Here is a 16,730-nt window from a genome sequence, read left to right as displayed (position 1 = left end):
TGGCTTGGTAATGGGCTCGGTGGTTTGGGCCCTGGCTGCCTGCTCGGCCTTGCCCGACAAGCCCGTGCGTGCCACGCAGTATGACTTCGGCCCAAGCACCACCACGGCCAACAGCCCGTTGGCCACGACCAGCTTGCCACCCCTGGCGTTTGCCGAGGTAGAGGCACCTGGGTTGATTGACGGTGGCACGGCCATTCTGTACCGGTTGGGCTATGCGGACGCGCAACAACTGCGCCCTTACACCCAGGCCCGCTGGAGCGTGCCGCCCGCGCAGCTGGTGGGCCAGCGGCTGCGTGATGTGCTGGGGCAGCGCCGTGCCGTGCTGGCCGCCAGCGACAGTGCTGCACTGGCACGAACCACTGGGCCGGCGCCGCGCTTGTTGCGTTTGGAGTTGCAGGAATTTACCCAGCTGTTCCAGTCGCCCACAGCCAGTACCGGCCTGGTACGGCTGCGCGCCACGCTGGTGGAGAGTACACCGCTGGGTGACAGCTTGCTGGCCCAGCGCACGTTCAGCTTGCAGCGCCCGGCCCCCAGCGCCGACGCACCCGGCGGGGTGCGGGCGCTGGCAGCGGCCACCGATGCCCTGGCGCAGGAGCTGGATGCCTGGCTGGAGACGGTGGGGCGTTGAGCCCCAGCCGAAGTGACTCAGGCCGCGATGGCCTGCAGGTCCGCTTTCATAGGCGCGGCTTTGCTGGTGCCGAAGGCGATCTCGCCAGACAACTGGCCACCTTCTTCCACCACCAGCTTGCCGTAGCGCACGGTGCCGGTGACTTTGCCGGTGGAGTAGATCACCAGCTTGTCGCGTACTGTCAGCACGCCGTCGAAGCTGCCATGGATTTCGGCAATATCGATGTCGGCAGCGCCCTTGAAGGCGCCGTCGGCGGTGATCTGCATCAGTCGCGAGTCCATGGTGGCTTCGACGATGCCTTCCACCACCAGGGTGTCGCAGTCGGTGATCTCCACACCCTTGAGCTTGATGTTCGGGCCCACGGTCAGGGTACTGCCGCCGGTCTTGGTGGCGGAATTGGTGCTGGTGGAGGTTGCGGGTGTAGAGGCTTGCATAGTGCTTACTTCGCTGGGGAGGGGGGTGGAGCTGGCTGACGATGTGCTGGTGGTGTTCAGTGGTTTGCCCAGGGGGGCTTGCTGTGCATGCGAGGGGCTGGGGCGCAGGCCCAAAACGGCCGGTTCACGCTTGCCAAAAAACGGAGCTTGCAGAGCCATGGTGGATTCCTCCCAAAAGAGACCAATGGTAGGAGCCGATCCCGTTACATGCCGGGCGAGGATGCAAGAGCTGTAAGAACGTGTGTGTGGCGCATTGGCGGTGCTCGTCGGGGACAATCGCGCTTTCACCATTCGGAAACCCCATGATCGGACGACTCCAAGGCCTGCTGGCCGCCAAGAACCCACCCCAGGTGCTGATCGACTGCCACGGTGTGGGCTATGACGTGGATGTGCCCATGAGCACCTTCTACAACCTGCCGGGCCTGGGCGAGCAGGTCACGCTGTTGACGCATTTCGTGGTGCGTGAAGACGCGCAAATTCTGTATGGCTTTGCCACACCGGGCGAGCGCGATGCGTTTCGCCAGCTGATCAAGATCAGCGGCGTCGGGCCGCGCACGGCCTTGAGCATTTTGTCCGGCATGGGGGTGGACGACCTGGCCCAGGCCATCACATTGCAAGAAGTGGGGCGGCTCAAGAAGGTGCCCGGCATCGGCCCCAAAACCGCCGAGCGCCTGCTGCTGGAGCTCAAGGGCAAGCTGGGCCCCGATATCGGAGTGCGCACCGGTGTGACCAGCGATGCGCAGGCCGACATCCTGCAGGCCCTGGTGGCCCTGGGCTATAGCGACAAGGAAGCGGCGCTGGCGCTGAAGGCCTTGCCGGCCGGCGTGGGCGTCAGCGAAGGCATCAAGCTGGCGCTGAAAGCGCTGGCCAAGTAGGGCCAAGAGCCTGTTTACGACCTATTTGGGGCCGCGTTGGGGAGCAATCCGGATGAGTTGCTTGTCGGCGCCCGCAGCATGGGCTCCCTGCCCATGCAAGGGTGATGGCGGGCAAATCGCCCGATTTCTCCCCAACCCGCAGGGCAGTTGCCTTCTCGGGCAGTCTGGGGCGTTGCGACTCTTGCCCATAGCGGGGCTATGGGTGGCGAGCCGCGCCTACCAGCCCCTCCCGAAAAGGCAGCTGCGCGGCCCCAAATAGGTCGTAAATAGGCTCTTACATGCCTTCCCGGACCACGCGCCCGTTCAGGGGCTGTACCGGGCGGTTGTTGCGCGGGTAGAGCTGGGCGAACAGGCGCAGCTGCTCGGGGCTGATTTGTATCGGCTGCTTCAACACCATCCACAGCACGTTTTCCGAGCAGGGTGGCGTGGTCAGCGAGCCTATGAACTGGTAGTAGCGCTGGTCTTGCGGCAACAGCTCGTTCAGGTCCAGCAGGCCGGCGGGCATGCGCACGCGGTCGCCCACGTCCAGCGGCATATAGGTCCAGACCTTGTTCACCATGGTGTTGGGCTGGCCTGGGTCCATCAGCACGGCGACGATGGCAATCTGCCCGTCGATGTTGCGGTGGATCAGATGGGCCGCCATGGTGTAGGCCCGGTCGTTGATGCGCTCTTCGCTGGGGTGGTGGAACTGGATGTTGGTCAGCTTGTAGGTGGAGCCGCGCACGGTGAGGGTGTTGTCACCCACCACGTCTACTTGTATGGTGCGGCCGGTGTTGACCACCATGGCGCTACTGGGCTGGTAGTGGAACTGCAGCGGTTCGGCCGGGCCCTGCAAGGTGTTGCCGTCCTGGATGTGGATGGGCGACTGGCGCGTGCCGGTGGCGCACTGGCCGTATTCGGGCCGCAGCCGCGACCAGGCTTGTGGGCCGAATTCACCGTCGTAGGTCCAGCGGGTTTCGTCGCTGCGCGCCATGCCCAGGTTGTCACGGGACACCGTGGTGCGCGGTGGCAGGCCGGCCACTTGGGCCATGGCGGCTGCGCGGCTGTCCACCGGGTTGGGGATGGCGCCATGGGCACGGGCGTAGGCGGCCGCTATGTCGGGCGGTGCCGAGGGCGTGCCGCGTGCGCCGGATTTTTTGGGCTCGGCCTCGATGGTCAGCGTGATCTTTGGCGGGGTCTTGGCGGTCTTGCCTTTTTTGCCTTTGGCTTGCTGGTTGCTGGCGTTGGCTTGCTCGACCAGTTCGCGTACCTGGTCGCCCATGGATTCCTTGCTGACGGTTTCCTTGGTCTTGCTGGTTTCGGCTGCCTTGCCTCCTTCTTGCGATGCCGGCTTGGCGGGCAGGGTGATCTTGCCGATGGAGGGGATTTTTTCCGCCGGCGCATCGGCCGCCCAGCCGCTGGCGCTGGCACACAGCAGCAGCCCCAGGGCACTGTGGCGAACGCCTTGCCAGCCAACAGACCAGTGTGCAGAAGGGGTGGAAGCAGAGGGTGTGGACGTCATGGGCAATAGGGCTCAAAAGAAACAAGCACACGGTGTAACAGCTACCGCATTGCTATGTAAAGTGTTGCAGGGTCCACTATAGCCACAAGCAAGCCGTCTCCTCACTCAAAGCGGCGGCCCGTTTGCATACAGTCGGGCGCCAGGCGCTATAGTGGTCGCTCTGTTTTCAACCCTCTTCTGACCTGCCTGCCGTGTCCATCCAGACTGATGATTTCGCGCCGACGCCGCCCAAGCGCGTTGTCTCCGCCGTGCCCTCTTCGCCCCAGGAAGAGGCGATAGAACGCGCGCTGCGCCCCAAGCTGTTCGACGAATATGTGGGCCAGACCAAGGCGCGCGAGCAGCTGGAGATATTCATCGGCGCGGCCAAAAAACGCAGCGAGGCGCTGGACCACGTGCTGCTGTTCGGCCCGCCCGGCCTGGGCAAGACCACGCTGAGCCACATCATTGCCCACGAGCTGGGCGTGAATATGCGCCAGACCAGCGGCCCGGTGCTGGAAAAGCCCAAGGACCTGGCTGCGCTGCTGACCAACCTGGAAAAGAACGACGTCCTGTTTATCGATGAAATCCACCGCCTCAGCCCGGTGGTGGAAGAAATCCTGTACCCCGCGCTGGAGGACTACCAGATCGACATCATGATCGGCGAAGGCCCGGCGGCGCGCAGCATCAAGCTGGACCTGCAACCTTTCACCCTGGTCGGCGCCACCACCCGCGCCGGCATGCTGACCAACCCGCTGCGCGACCGCTTCGGCATCGTGGCGCGGCTGGAGTTCTATACGCCGGACGAGCTGGCGCGCATTGTGAAGCGCAGCGCCGGTCTGCTGAATGCGCCGATGGAGGCCGACGGTGGCTTTGAGATCGCACGCCGCTCGCGCGGCACACCGCGTATCGCCAACCGCCTGCTGCGCCGGGTGCGCGACTACGCCGATGTGAAGGGTAACGGCACCATCACGCTAGACATCGCCAACCGCGCGCTGGCCATGCTAGATGTGGACCCGCAAGGCTTCGACCTGATGGACCGCAAGCTGCTGGAGGCGGTGATCCACCGCTTTGATGGCGGCCCGGTGGGGCTGGACAACATCGCCGCCAGCATCGGCGAGGAGCGCGACACCATTGAAGATGTGATCGAGCCCTATCTGATACAGCAGGGCTTTCTGCAGCGCACGCCGCGTGGCCGCATCGCCACGCTGGCCGCCTACCGCCACCTGGGTGTGAACCCGCCGCAGGCCGAGGGCGGGCTGTTTGCCGCGGAGTAAGAAAAAACTTCGGGCTTGCTATTTAATTGGTAGCTGCCTGTGCAGGTGCTATCTGCGCAAACAGTTGATTTGGCTGTAAACGTGACGGCGCTGCCGGCCTACTTCGCGCCACGCAGGTTGCGCCATTGCGCCCGCACAAACCAGGCGCATACCACGGCCAGTGCCAGGAAGAACCCCTGCTGGCCCCAGTTCAGCGCCGGAAATTTCAGCAGGCCTATGAGCACAAACAGGATGCTGATGGCGCACAGCAGGCCCGACAGCAGCAGCCAGACCAGTGCCAGTGCGCGTTCCACGCCGGTTTTTACGGTGCCCAGCGCGGTTTGCGTTTGCTGCCAGGCATCGGCCGCGTCTTCCAACGGGCCTCGTTGCTGTTGGTCCAGCGCTTCGGCAATCGAGTGGTTTTGTACCAGTGCCGCAAAGTCGCCCTGGCGGGGCCGCGCAGCACGCTTGCGCCACCAAAAAAACACAAACAGCAACACAATGGCTGCAACGAAGAGGCCGGCGTACAGTAATTGCTCCTGCCACGAGTATTCGCTTGAGTGCATCAAGTAATGAAGCATGGTCTGTTCCTCAAGCGCTGGTTTCGTCCAGTGCGGTGTCGGCTTCCAGGTGCTGGGTGTCGGCCCAGCCGACCAGGTTCAAGCCTTGCGGCGTCCACAGCAGGCGGTTGATGGCGGCGTTGCCCAGGTCCCAGGTACGCGGTGCTTGCAGGCCCTGGCCGGTGGCGGCGCGGTACAGCACATCCATCACGCCGCCATGGGCCACCAGGGTGATCAGCTCGCCGGGGTGGCGCGCTGCCAGCAGGTCTACGCAGGCCAGTATCCGGTCGCGGAATCGGATCAATGATTCGCCACCTTCAGGGGGGCTGAAGTCGGGGTCGCGCTTGCGCCAGCGCAGTGCCAGTTCGGGTTGGGTGGCCTCAATCTCCGCGAAGGTGTGACCCTGGAAGGCGCCAAAGTCACGTTCCCGCAAGCCTGGCGCCTTGGCGATGTCCACGCCCAGTGCGTTGGCGACAGCTTGCGCCGTTTCATAAGCCCGCAGTAGGTCGCTGGCATAGATGGCGGTGATGGGTTCTTCGACCAGGGCCTGGGCGGCCCGCTGTGCTTGCCAGCGGCCCGTGGCGTTCAGCGGGATGTCCAGGTGGCCCTGGATGCGGGTGTCTACGTTCCAGGCGGTTTCACCATGGCGGATGGCGATGATGCGGGTGGCGTTCATAGGTGTTCTTAGTGTTGCGGTGGCTGTATGCTGACCGTGCGCAGGCCCGCTGGCGGGTTGGGGAAGCCTTGCAGGGCGGCCTGGAACATGGCCGGCAGCACGTCTTCAATGCGGCCGCCAAAACCTTCGTGCACGGCCCGGCTTTCAAAGACTACCTGGCCGCCGTCCACGGCGCGCAAGACTAGCTTGAGCTGGTGCTGGTAGCGGGTGGGTTCGGGCATCCAGAGCTGTGGGCGCCCCGGCCAGCCCCAGCGGCCCGGGCCATACCAGAGGGGACCTGGGCCCCAGCGCCCGGTATCCGGGTAGATGACCAGGGTCTGGATGCCTAGCTCCACGTTGAAGCGCGGCGTCGGGCCCGGTACCAGGCCCACCTGGGCCAGGGCGGGTGTCGCGATGGCTTCGAGTGCGTTCTGCGTTGCGGCGTCGGCCTGTTGTGAGGGCAGGCGGTCAAAGCGGATGGTGGTGCCGGGGGCGACCGCACCCAGGGTGGAGAAGCTTTGCACATCGCTGTCCACGCGCCACATGGAGGCACAGCCGGACAGCCACACGCAGCTTGCGAGCAGCAGGGTGGACCAGCGTGCCATGGCTATATCTCCTAGAGCTGTACGACCTGCAGGCCGGGTAGGCCGGCGGGCGGGAAGCTGGGTGCGTCAAATGCCTGGTCGCCGTCCTCCGAGGCCACGCCCGTGGGGCGCAGGCCCTTGAAGTCGTAACGGCTGCCGTCCATCAGATGCGAGGGCACGACGTTTTGCAGCGCGCTGAACATGCTTTCGATGCGGCCGGGGAACTTCTTTTCCCATTCCTGCAGCATCTGCGAGATCTGCTTGCGCTGCAGGTTTTCCTGGCTGCCACACAGGGTGCAGGGGATGATGGGGAATTGCTTGTGGGCGGCCCAGCGCACCAGGTCTTTTTCGGTCACGTAGGCCAGCGGGCGGATGACGATGTGCTTGCCGTCGTCGCTGACCAGCTTGGGCGGCATGCCCTTGAGCTTGCCGCCGAAGAACATGTTCAAAAAGAAGGTCTGCAGCATGTCGTCACGGTGGTGGCCCAGCGCGATCTTGGTGGCGCCCAGCTCGTCGGCCACGCGGTACAGGATGCCGCGGCGCAACCGGCTGCACAGGCCGCAGGTGGTTTTGCCCTCGGGGATCACGCGCTTGACGATGCTGTAGGTGTCCTGGTTCTCGATGTGGAAGGGCACGCCCAGCGCGGTCAGGTAGCGGGGCAGCACGTCCTCAGGGAAGCCGGGCTGCTTCTGGTCCAGGTTGACGGCGATGATGTCGAACTGGATGGGCGCGCGGGCCTTCAGTTTGAGCAGGATGTCCAGCATGGCGTAGCTGTCCTTGCCGCCGCTCACGCAGACCATGACCTTGTCGCCCTCTTCGACCATGTTGTAGTCGACGATGGCTTTGCCCATTTCGCGGCACAGGCGTTTTTCGAGCTTGTGCGTTTCGCGCTCGATCTTGAAGTCAGTGGCGGTGGGGGTGACGGGGGCGGCCTCGTCGGCGGTCCATACGGCGCTCATAAAGGGGGCAATCTTGGCTGGGAAAACCCCGATTATCCCGTGCCGCGCCTTTATGCGATCAAAACGGGGCTTTCTTACGCCGTGTTTTGCCGCGATGGGCGAATTATTTGGCGTGGGTGGCCGGGGCCTCCATGATGCGCCGCACCGTGCCGTTGGCGCGCAGTTGCTCGAACGCCGCCTGGGTTTTGCTGACCAGAGCCTCGGGAGTGGAGTTGCTGTAGGCCATGTACAGGCCGGTGGTCATTTCATCCAGGGTCAGCACTTTTTCCAGTTTTGCGCAGTCGAAATGGGCGCTGCGGCACAGGGGGGCGGTTTCCCCCTCGGTCAGTGGCACCATATCGACCTGGCGGCTCAGGAGCTTGGCGAAGTTCTCACCTGCCTGTGCCGAGACCACCAGGCGTGAAAAGCCCTGGCGTTGCAGGTATTGCTGGCGTACATCGTCGCGTATCACGCCAATCACATGGTTGCGCGCGCCGTCCAGTTGGCTGGCAGTCACATCGGCGCGCTCGCGCAGCTTGTACAGGTGGTAGCGCATCTGCATGAATTCGCCTACCCACTGGAATTGCTTTTCCCGGGCGGGCGTGCGCGCAATCAGGAAGATCAGCACATTGGGTTCATTCAGTGCCATGTCATAGGCACGGGCCCACGGATACAGGTTGACCCGGTAGTCGGCTATGCCGGCCTGCTGCAGGGTTTTTTCCAGCACCTCGGTGGCGATGCCCGCGACCTTGCCGCCCGCCATGAAGGTATAGGGCGGTGCATCTTCGGTGACCGCGCGCACCGCTTGGGCTCCGGCGTGTAGTGAAACCAGGGTGGTGGCACAAGCCAGTAGGCGGAGGAGTACTTTTTTCATGGTCTGGTGGGTGTTGCCTGAAAAGAATAGCTGTCGCTGGCCTAGGCCAGCGGCCTTCCATGTGCGACGACACGGTTGCGGCCGTTGCTTTTGGCTTGGTACAGCGCCTGGTCGGCTTGCTCAAACAAGGCGCTGAAGTTGTCGGTATGTTCGGTGTCCAGTTGGGCCAGGCCGATGCTGACTGTGACATGCGCGGCCGCCTCGGAGTCCCGGTGTGGAATCGCCAGTGCGGACACGGCATCCAGCAGGCGGCTTGCCAGTTGGGTGGCGACTTCTGCGGTGGTGCCCGGCAGCAGCACAGCAAACTCCTCGCCACCGATGCGGGCTACCAGGTCGCCGGCCCGGGCGTTGCATTTTTGAATGGCGTGGGCCACGGCGCGCAGGCAGGCGTCGCCGGCAGGGTGGCCGTAGGCGTCGTTGTAGCGTTTGAACGCGTCGATATCACACACCAGGAGCGACAGCGGAAGCCCTGAGCGCAGGGCGCGGCGAAACTCGATCTCCTTGGCCTCGTCAAAGTGGCGGCGGTTGGCCAGGCCGGTCAGTGGGTCGGTCCGGGCCAGGCTGTCCAGCAGGGCATTGGCATTCTCCAGCCGTGCGTTGGTGGATTCCAGGGCGCTGGTGCGCTCGCGCACCATGTCGGCCAGGTGGTCGCGGTGGCTGGCCAGCTCATGTTCATAGCGCTGCTGCTGCTGCAGGTAGCTGGAGAGGTTGCTCTGCAACTGGTTGACCCCTGTCTCCAGTAGCGTGAGCTCGTCTTGGCGGGCGGGATCTCGGTCCAGCCGCAGCTTGTGGTCTAGGTTGTCTGGCGTCAATTGACCCAGGTGCCGTGCGATGCGGCGCACATGCACGGTGACCAGTTTGCTGAACAGCAACATGATCAAGCTGGCCAGTAATAGTGATTGTGTAACCTGGGTCACCAGAATGGCCAGCACCTCGGTGCGTAAACGTGCCCACAGAATCCTTTCGTCGCCATAGAGCGCGAATTCGCCTACGGTTTCCTTGCTGCCAGCGAATGCCTCGTAGTCAAGTTTGACGCGCAACATGGGCGCGCGGGTAGATGCTTTCCAGCCGCTGTGCGTTCGGCGGAATATTTCCGGGGGGCGGTTGACCGACTGCAGCGCGACTTCGATCTGGCCTACCGATTCCACATTGGCCACGCTGTCGATGTTGGTCTGTAGCGATTCGCGGTCCATTTCCCAAATGGATTTGGACAGTGTGCGTTGGTAGACCTGGGCGATCAGTTCCAGCTCTGCGGACATGGTTGCGACATTGTTTTGCCAGGCCGACCAGGTACGCAGCGCGGCCACCGCCACCGTGAACAGCAAACAAAAGCCCAAGGTCGCCATCACCATACGGCTGCCCAGCGCACTGGTGCCGCGGCTAATCTCGGTGTTGAGGATGGGCGGGCTTACAGCCATTTTTTCTGTAGCGCGTCGTAAATACCGTTTTTCTTGATAATTTCCAGGCCCTTGCGGAAGCGCTCCACCAGGGCGTCTGAGGTTTTTGGTCCAAAAGCCATGTAGTTGCCGCCGCCGCTGAGCTCAGGGATGCGCAATGATTTCTGCAGCACCGTGGTCGGGTCGTCTCCGGCCTGGCGGGCGATGTAGTACGCGCTCAGTTCGTTCATGACCCACAGGTCGATCCGGCCCAGCTTGAGCTTTTCATAATTCAGTTCATATTTGCTGCTGGACTGCAGGTTGTGCCCAACGACAAAACCTTGGGATGCCAAAAACTGCTCGCCCACGTCCTGGTTCACAGTGCCGATTTGCAGGTTTTTCGCGCTGCCCAGGTCTGCCAGCTGGATGTTGCGGCTTTTCAGCGAGAACAGATAGAAATCGGTAGGGGTGATCTGACCAACCCACTTGAACAGCTTTTCGCGGTCTTTGGAACGGTTGATCGAGTAGATCAGCACGTTCTCGCTGTTCTGGGTGGTTTCATAGGCCCGGGCCCAGGGCACAGACTGGAACTGGCCTTCGATATTGATTTCTTTGAGCACCGCTTGCACCACCTCGGTTCCCAGTCCGGTGATCTTGCCTTTGTCGGTGTAGTTGTAAGGCGGGTACTCTTCCGTGAGGATCTTGATGGTTTCGCCGGCATGCGCCGGCAGCAAGCAGGCCAGCAGCGCCATCTGCAGGGCTGTGCGTCGCGCCAATGCGGTGGTGCCGGGCAAATTCATGTGGCCTTCCTTGGAGTAAGTAGGTATGCCAAAGCTTATCAAATAACAGTTGGTTGCTATCGATTTTAAATGCTCAAGGGCTTACCACTGCCCGGTCTCGATCCGGATAGCGACTTCGCAGTCCTCAAAGATTTCCAGCTTGGCTATCCGCACGCGCACACCTAGCACGCCGGGCAGCTGCATCAGCCGTTGTGCCAGCTTGCCGATCAGGCTCTCCAGCAGGTTCACGTGTTCGGCGGTGCAGTCGTCGATGATGATCTGGCGCACCTTGCGGTAGTCGAGTACGTGGTTGATGTCGTCGTCGCTGGGCTCCAGTGGCTGCGGGCCGAGGTTGAGTTCGGCATCCACCTGGATCGGCTGGGGAGTGGTCAGCTCCGACTCCAGAATGCCCAGGTTGGCATCGAAGCGCAGCCCGGTGAGTTGCAGGGTTTGGTTTCCGGAGGTGTGGTGCATGGCTTTGAAAAGAGTTACATGAGCGAAAAATCGCGTTCGAACTGCATCAGGTGCTGGCCGCCATCTACCAGCAGGGTGGTGCCGGTGATGGACGCGTTCTCCAGCGCAAACTTGACAGTGGCCGCCACATCGGCGGCTGTGCTGGAGCGGCCCAGCGGGGATACCTTGTGCAGGGCGGCAAATTGCTCATCGCTCAGCATATGGCTTTTCAACGTCAGGCCGGGTGCCACGCCCACCACCCGCAGTTGGGGCGCTAGCGCCTGGGCCAGCATGGTGTTGGCGACTTCCAGCGCGGCCTTGGACAGGGTGTAGCTCAAGAAGTCCGGGTTCAGGTTCCACAGTTTCTGGTCCAGCAAATTCACCACCGCGCCGGTGCTGCAGCCACGTGCCACGACATGCTTGTGCAGTGCCTGGGCCAGCAGAATCGGCGCGCCGGTATTGCTGCGCAGGTGCAACTCCATGGCGGCAAAGCTGAAGTCGGCGGCACTGTCGTGTTCGAAGGTACTGGCGCTGTTGACCACCGCGTCTACCGTTCCGAATTGCGCCAGCACGGTCGGCAGCAGGGCGCGTACCTGGGCTTCATCGGCCAGGTCTGCCTGGAATGCGGCATGTTTTAGGCCGCTGGCGCTTGTAATACCTGCGCAGTCAGCTACTGTTTTAATAGCGTCCTGTTCCGAGCGACGGTAGTGCACTGCCACCTGCCAACCCCCTTGGGCCAGGGTCAGGGCGATCTCGCGCCCCAGCCGTTTGCCGGCCCCGGTTACCAAAACGGTACGAGCTTGTCGAGGGTGCGGAGATACAGGCAACATTCAGCGGACAATCCGAGGGTGGAAAAAACAGCCCCCAGTTTAACGAGCGCATTGCAGACGCATATCCAGCAATTGATCCAGTCCTCCGGCGGCTGGATCGGTTTTGACCATTTCATGGCGCTGGCCCTGTACCAACCCGGCCTGGGTTATTACGCCAATGACCGCCTGAAGTTCGGCGCCATGCCCGAGGCTGACCAAGGTGCAGATGGCAGCGACTTCGTCACCGCCCCTGAGATATCGCCCTTGTTCGGCCAGACCCTGGCCGTGCAGGTCGCACAGGCGCTAGACGCCACGCAGACCTGCGAGGTCTGGGAGTTCGGTGCCGGCTCGGGTGCCTTGGCCGAGCAATTGCTGCAGGCCCTGGGTGACAAGCTGCAGCGCTACTGCATCGTGGATCTGTCTGGCAGCCTGCGCGCGCGCCAGCAACTGCGCCTGCAGCCTTTTGCCGACAAGGTGCAGTGGGTTACCGAGCTGCCCGCTAGCTTGCAGGCCGTGGTGGTTGGCAACGAGGTGCTGGACGCCATGCCGGTGCAATTATTGGTACGCAAAAGCGGCCAGTGGTTTGAACGCGGTGTGGTGTGGACTGGTGACGCCTTCGCCTGGGACGACCGCCCCACCAGCTTACGCCCGCCGACCGAGATCGATGGTCCGCACGACTACCTGACCGAAATCCATCCGCAGGGCGAGTCCTTCATCCGTACCCTGGCCGACCGCCTGACCCAGGGTGCCGCCTTCTTTTTGGACTACGGTTTCCCTGAAGCCGAGTATTACCACCCGCAGCGCAGCACAGGCACGGTGATGTGCCATTACGCCCACCGCGCCGACCCCGATCCGCTGACCTATGTGGGGCTGAAGGACATTACCGCCCATGTCAATTTCACTGGCATTGCCCTGGCCGGACAAGAGGCCGAGCCCAGCCTGAATGTGCTGGGCTATACCAGCCAGGCGCGGTTTTTGATGAATTGCGGGTTGCTCCAAAAAATGGAGCACGCTACGCATGCAGAACGTGCGAATGCATTGAAATTGATCTCCGAGCACGAGATGGGCGAGCTGTTCAAGGTGATTGCCTTTGGTGCTGGCACACCTTGGGAGCCGCTGGGTTTTGCCCAGGGTGATCGCAGCCATACGCTTTGATGTATGGCGCGCTGGCTGCTGGTTATCTTTCTCGCCCTGTTACTAATTGACTGGTTTTCCCCGTTGTTGCGCAAGTTAGGCTTTGGCAGACTGCCCGGTGATTTGCGTTTCAGACTATTTGGCCGCGAGTGGTTTATTCCATTAACCACCACTCTGGTTTTGAGCTTTCTCGCTAGCCTTGTTTCCAAACTCATTTAAGAGAATAAATCCCATGAAAGCATGTATCGATATTGGCGGCACCAAGGTCGCTGTCAGCCTGGCTGTTGGCAACGACGATTTGCCCAATTTGCAGGCGCGGCGTACCGAACCCACCGCCAAGACCGGCAATAACGATGCTCTGGCCGTGCAGATCATCCGCATGGTGGACGAGGCCTGTGCCGAGATCGGTGCCAACCCGGCAGACGTGCAGGTAGCAGGCGTGTCGTCCTGCGGTCCGTTCCTGATCCGCGACGGCCTGATTGAATTGACCGCGCCGAACATCTGCGGCGGCATGGCCGGCCCGGCACGTGGCTTGCCCAATGACTGGGATACGGCGCTGTTGGAAGCGCCCCTGGGTCACCGTTTCGCCCGGGTGCGTATCGAGAACGACTGCATTGCCGCACTGGAGGCCGAGCGTCGCTGGGGTGCCTTGGTGGGCGTGGACCACTGTGCTTATGTGACCTGGAGTACCGGTATTGGTATGGGTCTGTGCGTGGATGGCCATATCCTGCGCGGCAAGAATGGAAATGCCGGCCATGCCGGCCATATGTTTGTTTCGGATAACCTGGACGCTTTATGCGGCTGCGGGAATATCGGCGATGTAGAGGGTTTGGTTGCCGGCAATGCGATTGCCCGCCGATTTGGCCTGGATGCGGCCACATTATTCCAGGCGGCCCGCGCCGGAGATGCAGATGCGTTGACCAAGGTGGATGATCTATGCCGGGTATTGGGGCGCTCTTTGTATAACCTGGTGATCACGCTGGATTTACAGCGCATTAGCTTGGGCGGCAGTGTTTTTTGGCACAACCGCGAATTTCTGCTGCCACGCCTGCAATCCCATATTGATGGAAAATTGCCTTCATTAACCACGGGGGTGACCTTGGTGCCCGCTGGTTTGGCCGACAAAGTGGGTGACTACGCCGCCGTCGCATTGGCCTGATCGGTGTGCATATTGGCCTTGGATACTGGTATTTCTGCCTATATCCATGCCAATGTCCATGTGGAGACCAAGGGGTTCGATGATTCTGTGGCGAAGTTTTTTCTAACGTGCGGGTTATCTTTAAATTGGCTTTACACAAACCCGTATTTGTGGGTTTATAATTAAGCGTCAATAATTCATTTTCGAAGTATTCGGAATACAAAGATGCCTACCTACAAAGAACTTTTGCAACAGCGTGAACTCCTTGAGCAGCAAATCAATGCTGCACGCGCCACGGAAAATGCCGCCGCCATTGAAAAAGTCAAAACGCTGGTCGCTGATTTCGGTTTGACCGCGGAAGATATTTTTGCTGCTGGTAAGCCCCGCGTTAAAAGCGGAGCCAAGGTTGCTCCTAAATACCGCAATACAGCTACCGGTGATACCTGGACTGGCCGTGGCAAACCGCCAAAGTGGATCCAAGGCCAAGACCGCGACCAGTTTCTGATTGCTGGCTAATTTAATGCCGTTTTTTACCGTGGCTTAGTTGCGGTAATCATTTTTATCAAAAAGCCCAGTCTTCGGACTGGGCTTTTTGCATTGGGGGGCTGAAACTATAGTCCGGCATCAATCGCATGGATTCTTTGCATCAATAAACATCTGAACTTCGGGTAGGCTGTCATTCTTTGTGCCCAGGGCTGTATTTGAGAATGGAGTCTACGGGTGGGTGCATTTATTCAGTGTTGTTTTAAGAGGGATTCCATGCGCAAGCTTTATATCGGCAATAAAAACTATTCGTCTTGGTCCATGCGTCCGTGGGTGCTGTTGAGGCAGGCCGGCATCCCGTTTGAGGAAATCAAGGTCCGATTTGATTCATTTGCGGCGGAGTCGCAGTTCAAGGCGACCATGGCCAAGGTGAATCCGGTGGGCAAGGTGCCGGTGTTGGTCGAGGGCGATCTGGCCGTCTGGGATACCTTGGCGATTGCCGAAACCTTAGCCGAACAGTTCCCTGAAAAAGCCTTGTGGCCGCAAAGCCCCCAGGACCGCGCCCGTGCCCGCAGCGTATGTGCCGAGATGCATTCGGGCTTTACCGCTCTGCGCAGCCACTGCCCCATGAACATCGAGGCTTCTTTGCCCGAGGTCGGGCAATTGATCTGGCGTGACCAGGCCGGTGTGCGCGCCGATGTGGAGCGCTTGGTCTCCATGTGGAGCGCTTTGCTGGAGGCGCATGGCGGCCCCATGTTGTTTGGCACGTTCAGCATTGCGGACGCGTATTTCGCCCCGGTGTGTATGCGTCTGGTGACCTATGCCCTGCCCGTGCCGCCGGTGATTCAGGCCTATATCGAGCATGTGAGTGCCTTGCCAGGCGTGCAGGCCTGGGTGGCCGATGCGCGGGCCGAGCAGGACTTTCTGGACTTCGAAGAGCCCTACCGGGTGGCCCGCTAGCGCGCGGGCGTGACGCCGGCTGCTGCGCTGCACTCTGGATAAACTCCAACAATGGATATTTTTCTTGTCGGCGGTGCGGTACGCGACGCCTTGTTGGGGCGCCAAGGTGGAGACCGGGACTGGGTGGTGGTGGGGGCGAGTCCCGAAGCCCTGTTGGCCCAGGGCTATCTCGCGGTGGGCAAGGACTTCCCGGTGTTCCTGCACCCCCGCACCCATGAGGAATACGCCTTGGCCCGCACCGAGCGCAAGACCGCACCCGGCTACCGGGGTTTTGCCGTGCATGCGGCGCCTGACGTCACCCTGGAGCAGGACTTGGCGCGGCGCGACCTTACTATTAATTCAATAGCTGCTCCCGCAGGAAATATAAGCGCTAGCGGCAGTTTTGATCTAAATCCCCAGGCCTTGGTGGACCCCTATGGTGGCCAGCGCGACCTGCGCGACAAGGTGCTGCGCCATGTCACAGATGCCTTCCGTGAAGATCCCGTGCGCATACTGCGTGTGGCCCGTTTTGCGGCCCGCTTTGCCGATTTCCATGTGGCCCCAGAGACCCAGGCCTTGATGTGCGAAATGGTGGCGGCCGGCGAGGTGGATGCTTTGGTGCCCGAGCGTGTCTGGCAAGAGCTGGCGCGCGGCTTGATGGAGGAGCGGCCTTCCCGCATGTTCGAGGTACTGCGCGACTGCGGTGCCCTGGCACGCCTGCTGCCTGAAGTGCACGCCCTGTGGGGTGTCCCTCAGCGTGCGGACTACCACCCGGAAGTGGATACCGGTGTCCACGTGATGATGGTGCTGGATATGGCGGCCCGCCTGCAAGCGCCTTTGCCTGTGCGCTTTGCCTGCCTGGTCCATGATCTGGGCAAGGCGACTACACCGCCCGATATTTTACCTCGTCATATCGGACATGAGGCCCGCAGCGCCCAATTGCTCAAGGGCCTATGCCAACGTTTACGCGTGCCGACCGATTGCCGGGATCTGGGTGATTTAGTGGCGCGTGAGCATGGCAATATCCACCGTGGCCAGGAGTTTGGCGCCGCGGCGCTGCTGCGCTTGCTGGAGCGTTGCGATGCTTTGCGCAAGCCACAGCGCTTCATGGACGCTTTATGGGCCTGTGAATGCGATGCCCGCGGGCGCCTGGGGCTGGAAGAGCAGGCCTATGCCCAGCGCGGCTACTGGCTGGAGGTGCTGCAGGCTGCCCAATCGGTTGCCACGGACGCCATTGCCCGCGAGGCTCAGGCGCGCGGCATCGAAGGCAAAGCCATAGGGGAATTGGTGCATGCCGCCCGCGTGCTGGCTTTGCGGGCCGTGGCCAAGGCGGATTGA

Annotated in this window: 20 protein-coding genes; 9 read left to right on the top strand and 11 right to left on the bottom strand. The window is 61.7% G+C overall.

Going from position 1 to position 16,730, the window contains the following annotated elements:
* Positions 1-10 precede the first annotated feature (10 nt).
* Positions 11-628: an ABC-type transport auxiliary lipoprotein family protein gene (locus AC07O2_RS01125; RefSeq protein WP_495073900.1), complete on the top strand. Its 618-nt coding sequence runs from the start codon at positions 11-13 to the stop codon at positions 626-628.
* A gap of 17 nt (positions 629-645) precedes the next feature.
* On the opposite strand, the gene AC07O2_RS01120 is transcribed toward AC07O2_RS01125, so the two are convergent.
* Positions 646-1,221, bottom strand: coding sequence for a bactofilin family protein (locus tag AC07O2_RS01120; protein ID WP_495073899.1), 576 nt, complete (start codon positions 1,219-1,221; stop codon positions 646-648).
* 143 nt (positions 1,222-1,364) lie between these two features.
* On the opposite strand from AC07O2_RS01120, the gene ruvA reads away from it, so the two are divergent.
* A complete protein-coding gene (gene ruvA / locus AC07O2_RS01115; protein WP_490590956.1) occupies positions 1,365-1,937 on the top strand; it encodes a Holliday junction branch migration protein RuvA in 573 nt (190 codons plus the stop codon).
* 274 nt (positions 1,938-2,211) lie between these two features.
* Here the strand turns inward: ruvA and AC07O2_RS01110 are convergent, their stop codons facing one another.
* Positions 2,212-3,438 (bottom strand): carbonic anhydrase, encoded by a 1,227-nt coding sequence (locus AC07O2_RS01110; protein ID WP_495073898.1) that lies wholly within the window; start codon positions 3,436-3,438, stop codon positions 2,212-2,214.
* A gap of 191 nt (positions 3,439-3,629) precedes the next feature.
* On the opposite strand from AC07O2_RS01110, the gene ruvB reads away from it, so the two are divergent.
* Entirely contained in the window at positions 3,630-4,691 is a 1,062-nt protein-coding gene (ruvB, locus tag AC07O2_RS01105) for a Holliday junction branch migration DNA helicase RuvB (protein WP_495073897.1), read from the top strand.
* Between the two features lie 98 nt (positions 4,692-4,789).
* On the opposite strand, the gene AC07O2_RS01100 is transcribed toward ruvB, so the two are convergent.
* From AC07O2_RS01100 to AC07O2_RS01060, 9 genes are all read right to left on the bottom strand, one after another.
* Positions 4,790-5,251: a hypothetical protein gene (locus tag AC07O2_RS01100; protein WP_495073896.1), complete on the bottom strand. Its 462-nt coding sequence runs from the start codon at positions 5,249-5,251 to the stop codon at positions 4,790-4,792.
* 10 nt (positions 5,252-5,261) lie between these two features.
* Positions 5,262-5,906, bottom strand: coding sequence for a histidine phosphatase family protein (locus AC07O2_RS01095; RefSeq protein WP_495073895.1), 645 nt, complete (start codon positions 5,904-5,906; stop codon positions 5,262-5,264).
* Between the two features lie 8 nt (positions 5,907-5,914).
* Positions 5,915-6,490, bottom strand: a complete 576-nt coding sequence (locus AC07O2_RS01090; protein ID WP_495073894.1) for a DUF4136 domain-containing protein — start codon at positions 6,488-6,490, stop codon at positions 5,915-5,917.
* Positions 6,491-6,501: 11 nt separating this feature from the next.
* On the bottom strand, positions 6,502-7,428 hold the full coding sequence (ttcA, locus tag AC07O2_RS01085) for a tRNA 2-thiocytidine(32) synthetase TtcA (RefSeq protein ID WP_495073893.1): 927 nt from the start codon (positions 7,426-7,428) through the stop codon (positions 6,502-6,504).
* 103 nt (positions 7,429-7,531) lie between these two features.
* The gene (locus AC07O2_RS01080) at positions 7,532-8,281 is read right to left on the bottom strand and encodes a substrate-binding periplasmic protein (RefSeq protein ID WP_495073892.1); all 750 of its coding nucleotides are present in this window, start codon (positions 8,279-8,281) and stop codon (positions 7,532-7,534) included.
* 41 nt (positions 8,282-8,322) lie between these two features.
* Positions 8,323-9,699: a GGDEF domain-containing protein gene (locus tag AC07O2_RS01075; RefSeq protein WP_495073891.1), complete on the bottom strand. Its 1,377-nt coding sequence runs from the start codon at positions 9,697-9,699 to the stop codon at positions 8,323-8,325.
* A complete protein-coding gene (locus tag AC07O2_RS01070) occupies positions 9,690-10,457 on the bottom strand; it encodes a substrate-binding periplasmic protein (protein ID WP_495073890.1) in 768 nt (255 codons plus the stop codon). The genes AC07O2_RS01075 and AC07O2_RS01070 overlap by 10 nt, the downstream gene beginning before the upstream one ends.
* Positions 10,458-10,538: 81 nt before the next feature.
* Entirely contained in the window at positions 10,539-10,910 is a 372-nt protein-coding gene (locus tag AC07O2_RS01065) for a dihydroneopterin aldolase (RefSeq protein WP_495073889.1), read from the bottom strand.
* 14 nt (positions 10,911-10,924) lie between these two features.
* Entirely contained in the window at positions 10,925-11,719 is a 795-nt protein-coding gene (locus AC07O2_RS01060) for an SDR family oxidoreductase (RefSeq protein WP_495073888.1), read from the bottom strand.
* Between the two features lie 51 nt (positions 11,720-11,770).
* Here AC07O2_RS01060 and AC07O2_RS01055 point away from each other — a divergent pair, with 51 nt between their 5' ends.
* From AC07O2_RS01055 to AC07O2_RS01030, 6 genes are all read left to right on the top strand, one after another.
* A complete protein-coding gene (locus AC07O2_RS01055) occupies positions 11,771-12,853 on the top strand; it encodes a class I SAM-dependent methyltransferase (protein ID WP_495073887.1) in 1,083 nt (360 codons plus the stop codon).
* Positions 12,854-12,856: 3 nt separating this feature from the next.
* Positions 12,857-13,051, top strand: a complete 195-nt coding sequence (locus AC07O2_RS01050; RefSeq protein WP_495073886.1) for a DUF2905 domain-containing protein — start codon at positions 12,857-12,859, stop codon at positions 13,049-13,051.
* A gap of 13 nt (positions 13,052-13,064) precedes the next feature.
* A complete protein-coding gene (locus AC07O2_RS01045; RefSeq protein ID WP_495073885.1) occupies positions 13,065-13,991 on the top strand; it encodes an ROK family protein in 927 nt (308 codons plus the stop codon).
* Positions 13,992-14,195: 204 nt separating this feature from the next.
* Positions 14,196-14,486 carry an H-NS histone family protein gene (locus AC07O2_RS01040; RefSeq protein ID WP_495073884.1) on the top strand — a complete coding sequence of 97 codons (291 nt, stop codon included), beginning with the start codon at positions 14,196-14,198 and terminating at the stop codon, positions 14,484-14,486.
* Between the two features lie 243 nt (positions 14,487-14,729).
* Complete coding sequence (locus AC07O2_RS01035) at positions 14,730-15,413, top strand: glutathione S-transferase family protein (protein ID WP_495073883.1); 684 nt, start codon at positions 14,730-14,732, stop codon at positions 15,411-15,413.
* 51 nt (positions 15,414-15,464) lie between these two features.
* Positions 15,465-16,730, top strand: a complete 1,266-nt coding sequence (locus AC07O2_RS01030) for a multifunctional CCA addition/repair protein (RefSeq protein WP_495073882.1) — start codon at positions 15,465-15,467, stop codon at positions 16,728-16,730.

This window comes from Rhodoferax sp. GW821-FHT10B06 (genome assembly GCF_059415605.1).
Note: the sequence above shows the minus strand (reverse complement) of the source record. Positions and strands in the feature narration are given on the sequence as shown.

Bases quoted from the DNA above. Each gene is read 5' to 3' on its own strand.
- AC07O2_RS01035 (WP_495073883.1), top strand. From the start codon at position 14,730: ATGCGCAAGCTTTATATCGGCAATAAAAACTATTCGTCTTGGTCCATG.
- AC07O2_RS01120 (WP_495073899.1), bottom strand. From the start codon at position 1,221: ATGGCTCTGCAAGCTCCGTTTTTTGGCAAGCGTGAACCGGCCGTTTTG.
- AC07O2_RS01040 (WP_495073884.1), top strand. From the start codon at position 14,196: ATGCCTACCTACAAAGAACTTTTGCAACAGCGTGAACTCCTTGAGCAG.
- AC07O2_RS01060 (WP_495073888.1), bottom strand. From the start codon at position 11,719: ATGTTGCCTGTATCTCCGCACCCTCGACAAGCTCGTACCGTTTTGGTA.
- AC07O2_RS01075 (WP_495073891.1), bottom strand. From the start codon at position 9,699: ATGGCTGTAAGCCCGCCCATCCTCAACACCGAGATTAGCCGCGGCACC.
- AC07O2_RS01080 (WP_495073892.1), bottom strand. From the start codon at position 8,281: ATGAAAAAAGTACTCCTCCGCCTACTGGCTTGTGCCACCACCCTGGTT.
- AC07O2_RS01045 (WP_495073885.1), top strand. From the start codon at position 13,065: ATGAAAGCATGTATCGATATTGGCGGCACCAAGGTCGCTGTCAGCCTG.
- AC07O2_RS01095 (WP_495073895.1), bottom strand. From the start codon at position 5,906: ATGAACGCCACCCGCATCATCGCCATCCGCCATGGTGAAACCGCCTGG.
- AC07O2_RS01030 (WP_495073882.1), top strand. From the start codon at position 15,465: ATGGATATTTTTCTTGTCGGCGGTGCGGTACGCGACGCCTTGTTGGGG.
- ruvA (WP_490590956.1), top strand. From the start codon at position 1,365: ATGATCGGACGACTCCAAGGCCTGCTGGCCGCCAAGAACCCACCCCAG.
- AC07O2_RS01100 (WP_495073896.1), bottom strand. From the start codon at position 5,251: ATGCTTCATTACTTGATGCACTCAAGCGAATACTCGTGGCAGGAGCAA.
- AC07O2_RS01110 (WP_495073898.1), bottom strand. From the start codon at position 3,438: ATGACGTCCACACCCTCTGCTTCCACCCCTTCTGCACACTGGTCTGTT.
- AC07O2_RS01125 (WP_495073900.1), top strand. From the start codon at position 11: ATGGGCTCGGTGGTTTGGGCCCTGGCTGCCTGCTCGGCCTTGCCCGAC.
- AC07O2_RS01070 (WP_495073890.1), bottom strand. From the start codon at position 10,457: ATGAATTTGCCCGGCACCACCGCATTGGCGCGACGCACAGCCCTGCAG.
- ttcA (WP_495073893.1), bottom strand. From the start codon at position 7,428: ATGAGCGCCGTATGGACCGCCGACGAGGCCGCCCCCGTCACCCCCACC.
- AC07O2_RS01065 (WP_495073889.1), bottom strand. From the start codon at position 10,910: ATGCACCACACCTCCGGAAACCAAACCCTGCAACTCACCGGGCTGCGC.
- AC07O2_RS01050 (WP_495073886.1), top strand. From the start codon at position 12,857: ATGGCGCGCTGGCTGCTGGTTATCTTTCTCGCCCTGTTACTAATTGAC.
- AC07O2_RS01090 (WP_495073894.1), bottom strand. From the start codon at position 6,490: ATGGCACGCTGGTCCACCCTGCTGCTCGCAAGCTGCGTGTGGCTGTCC.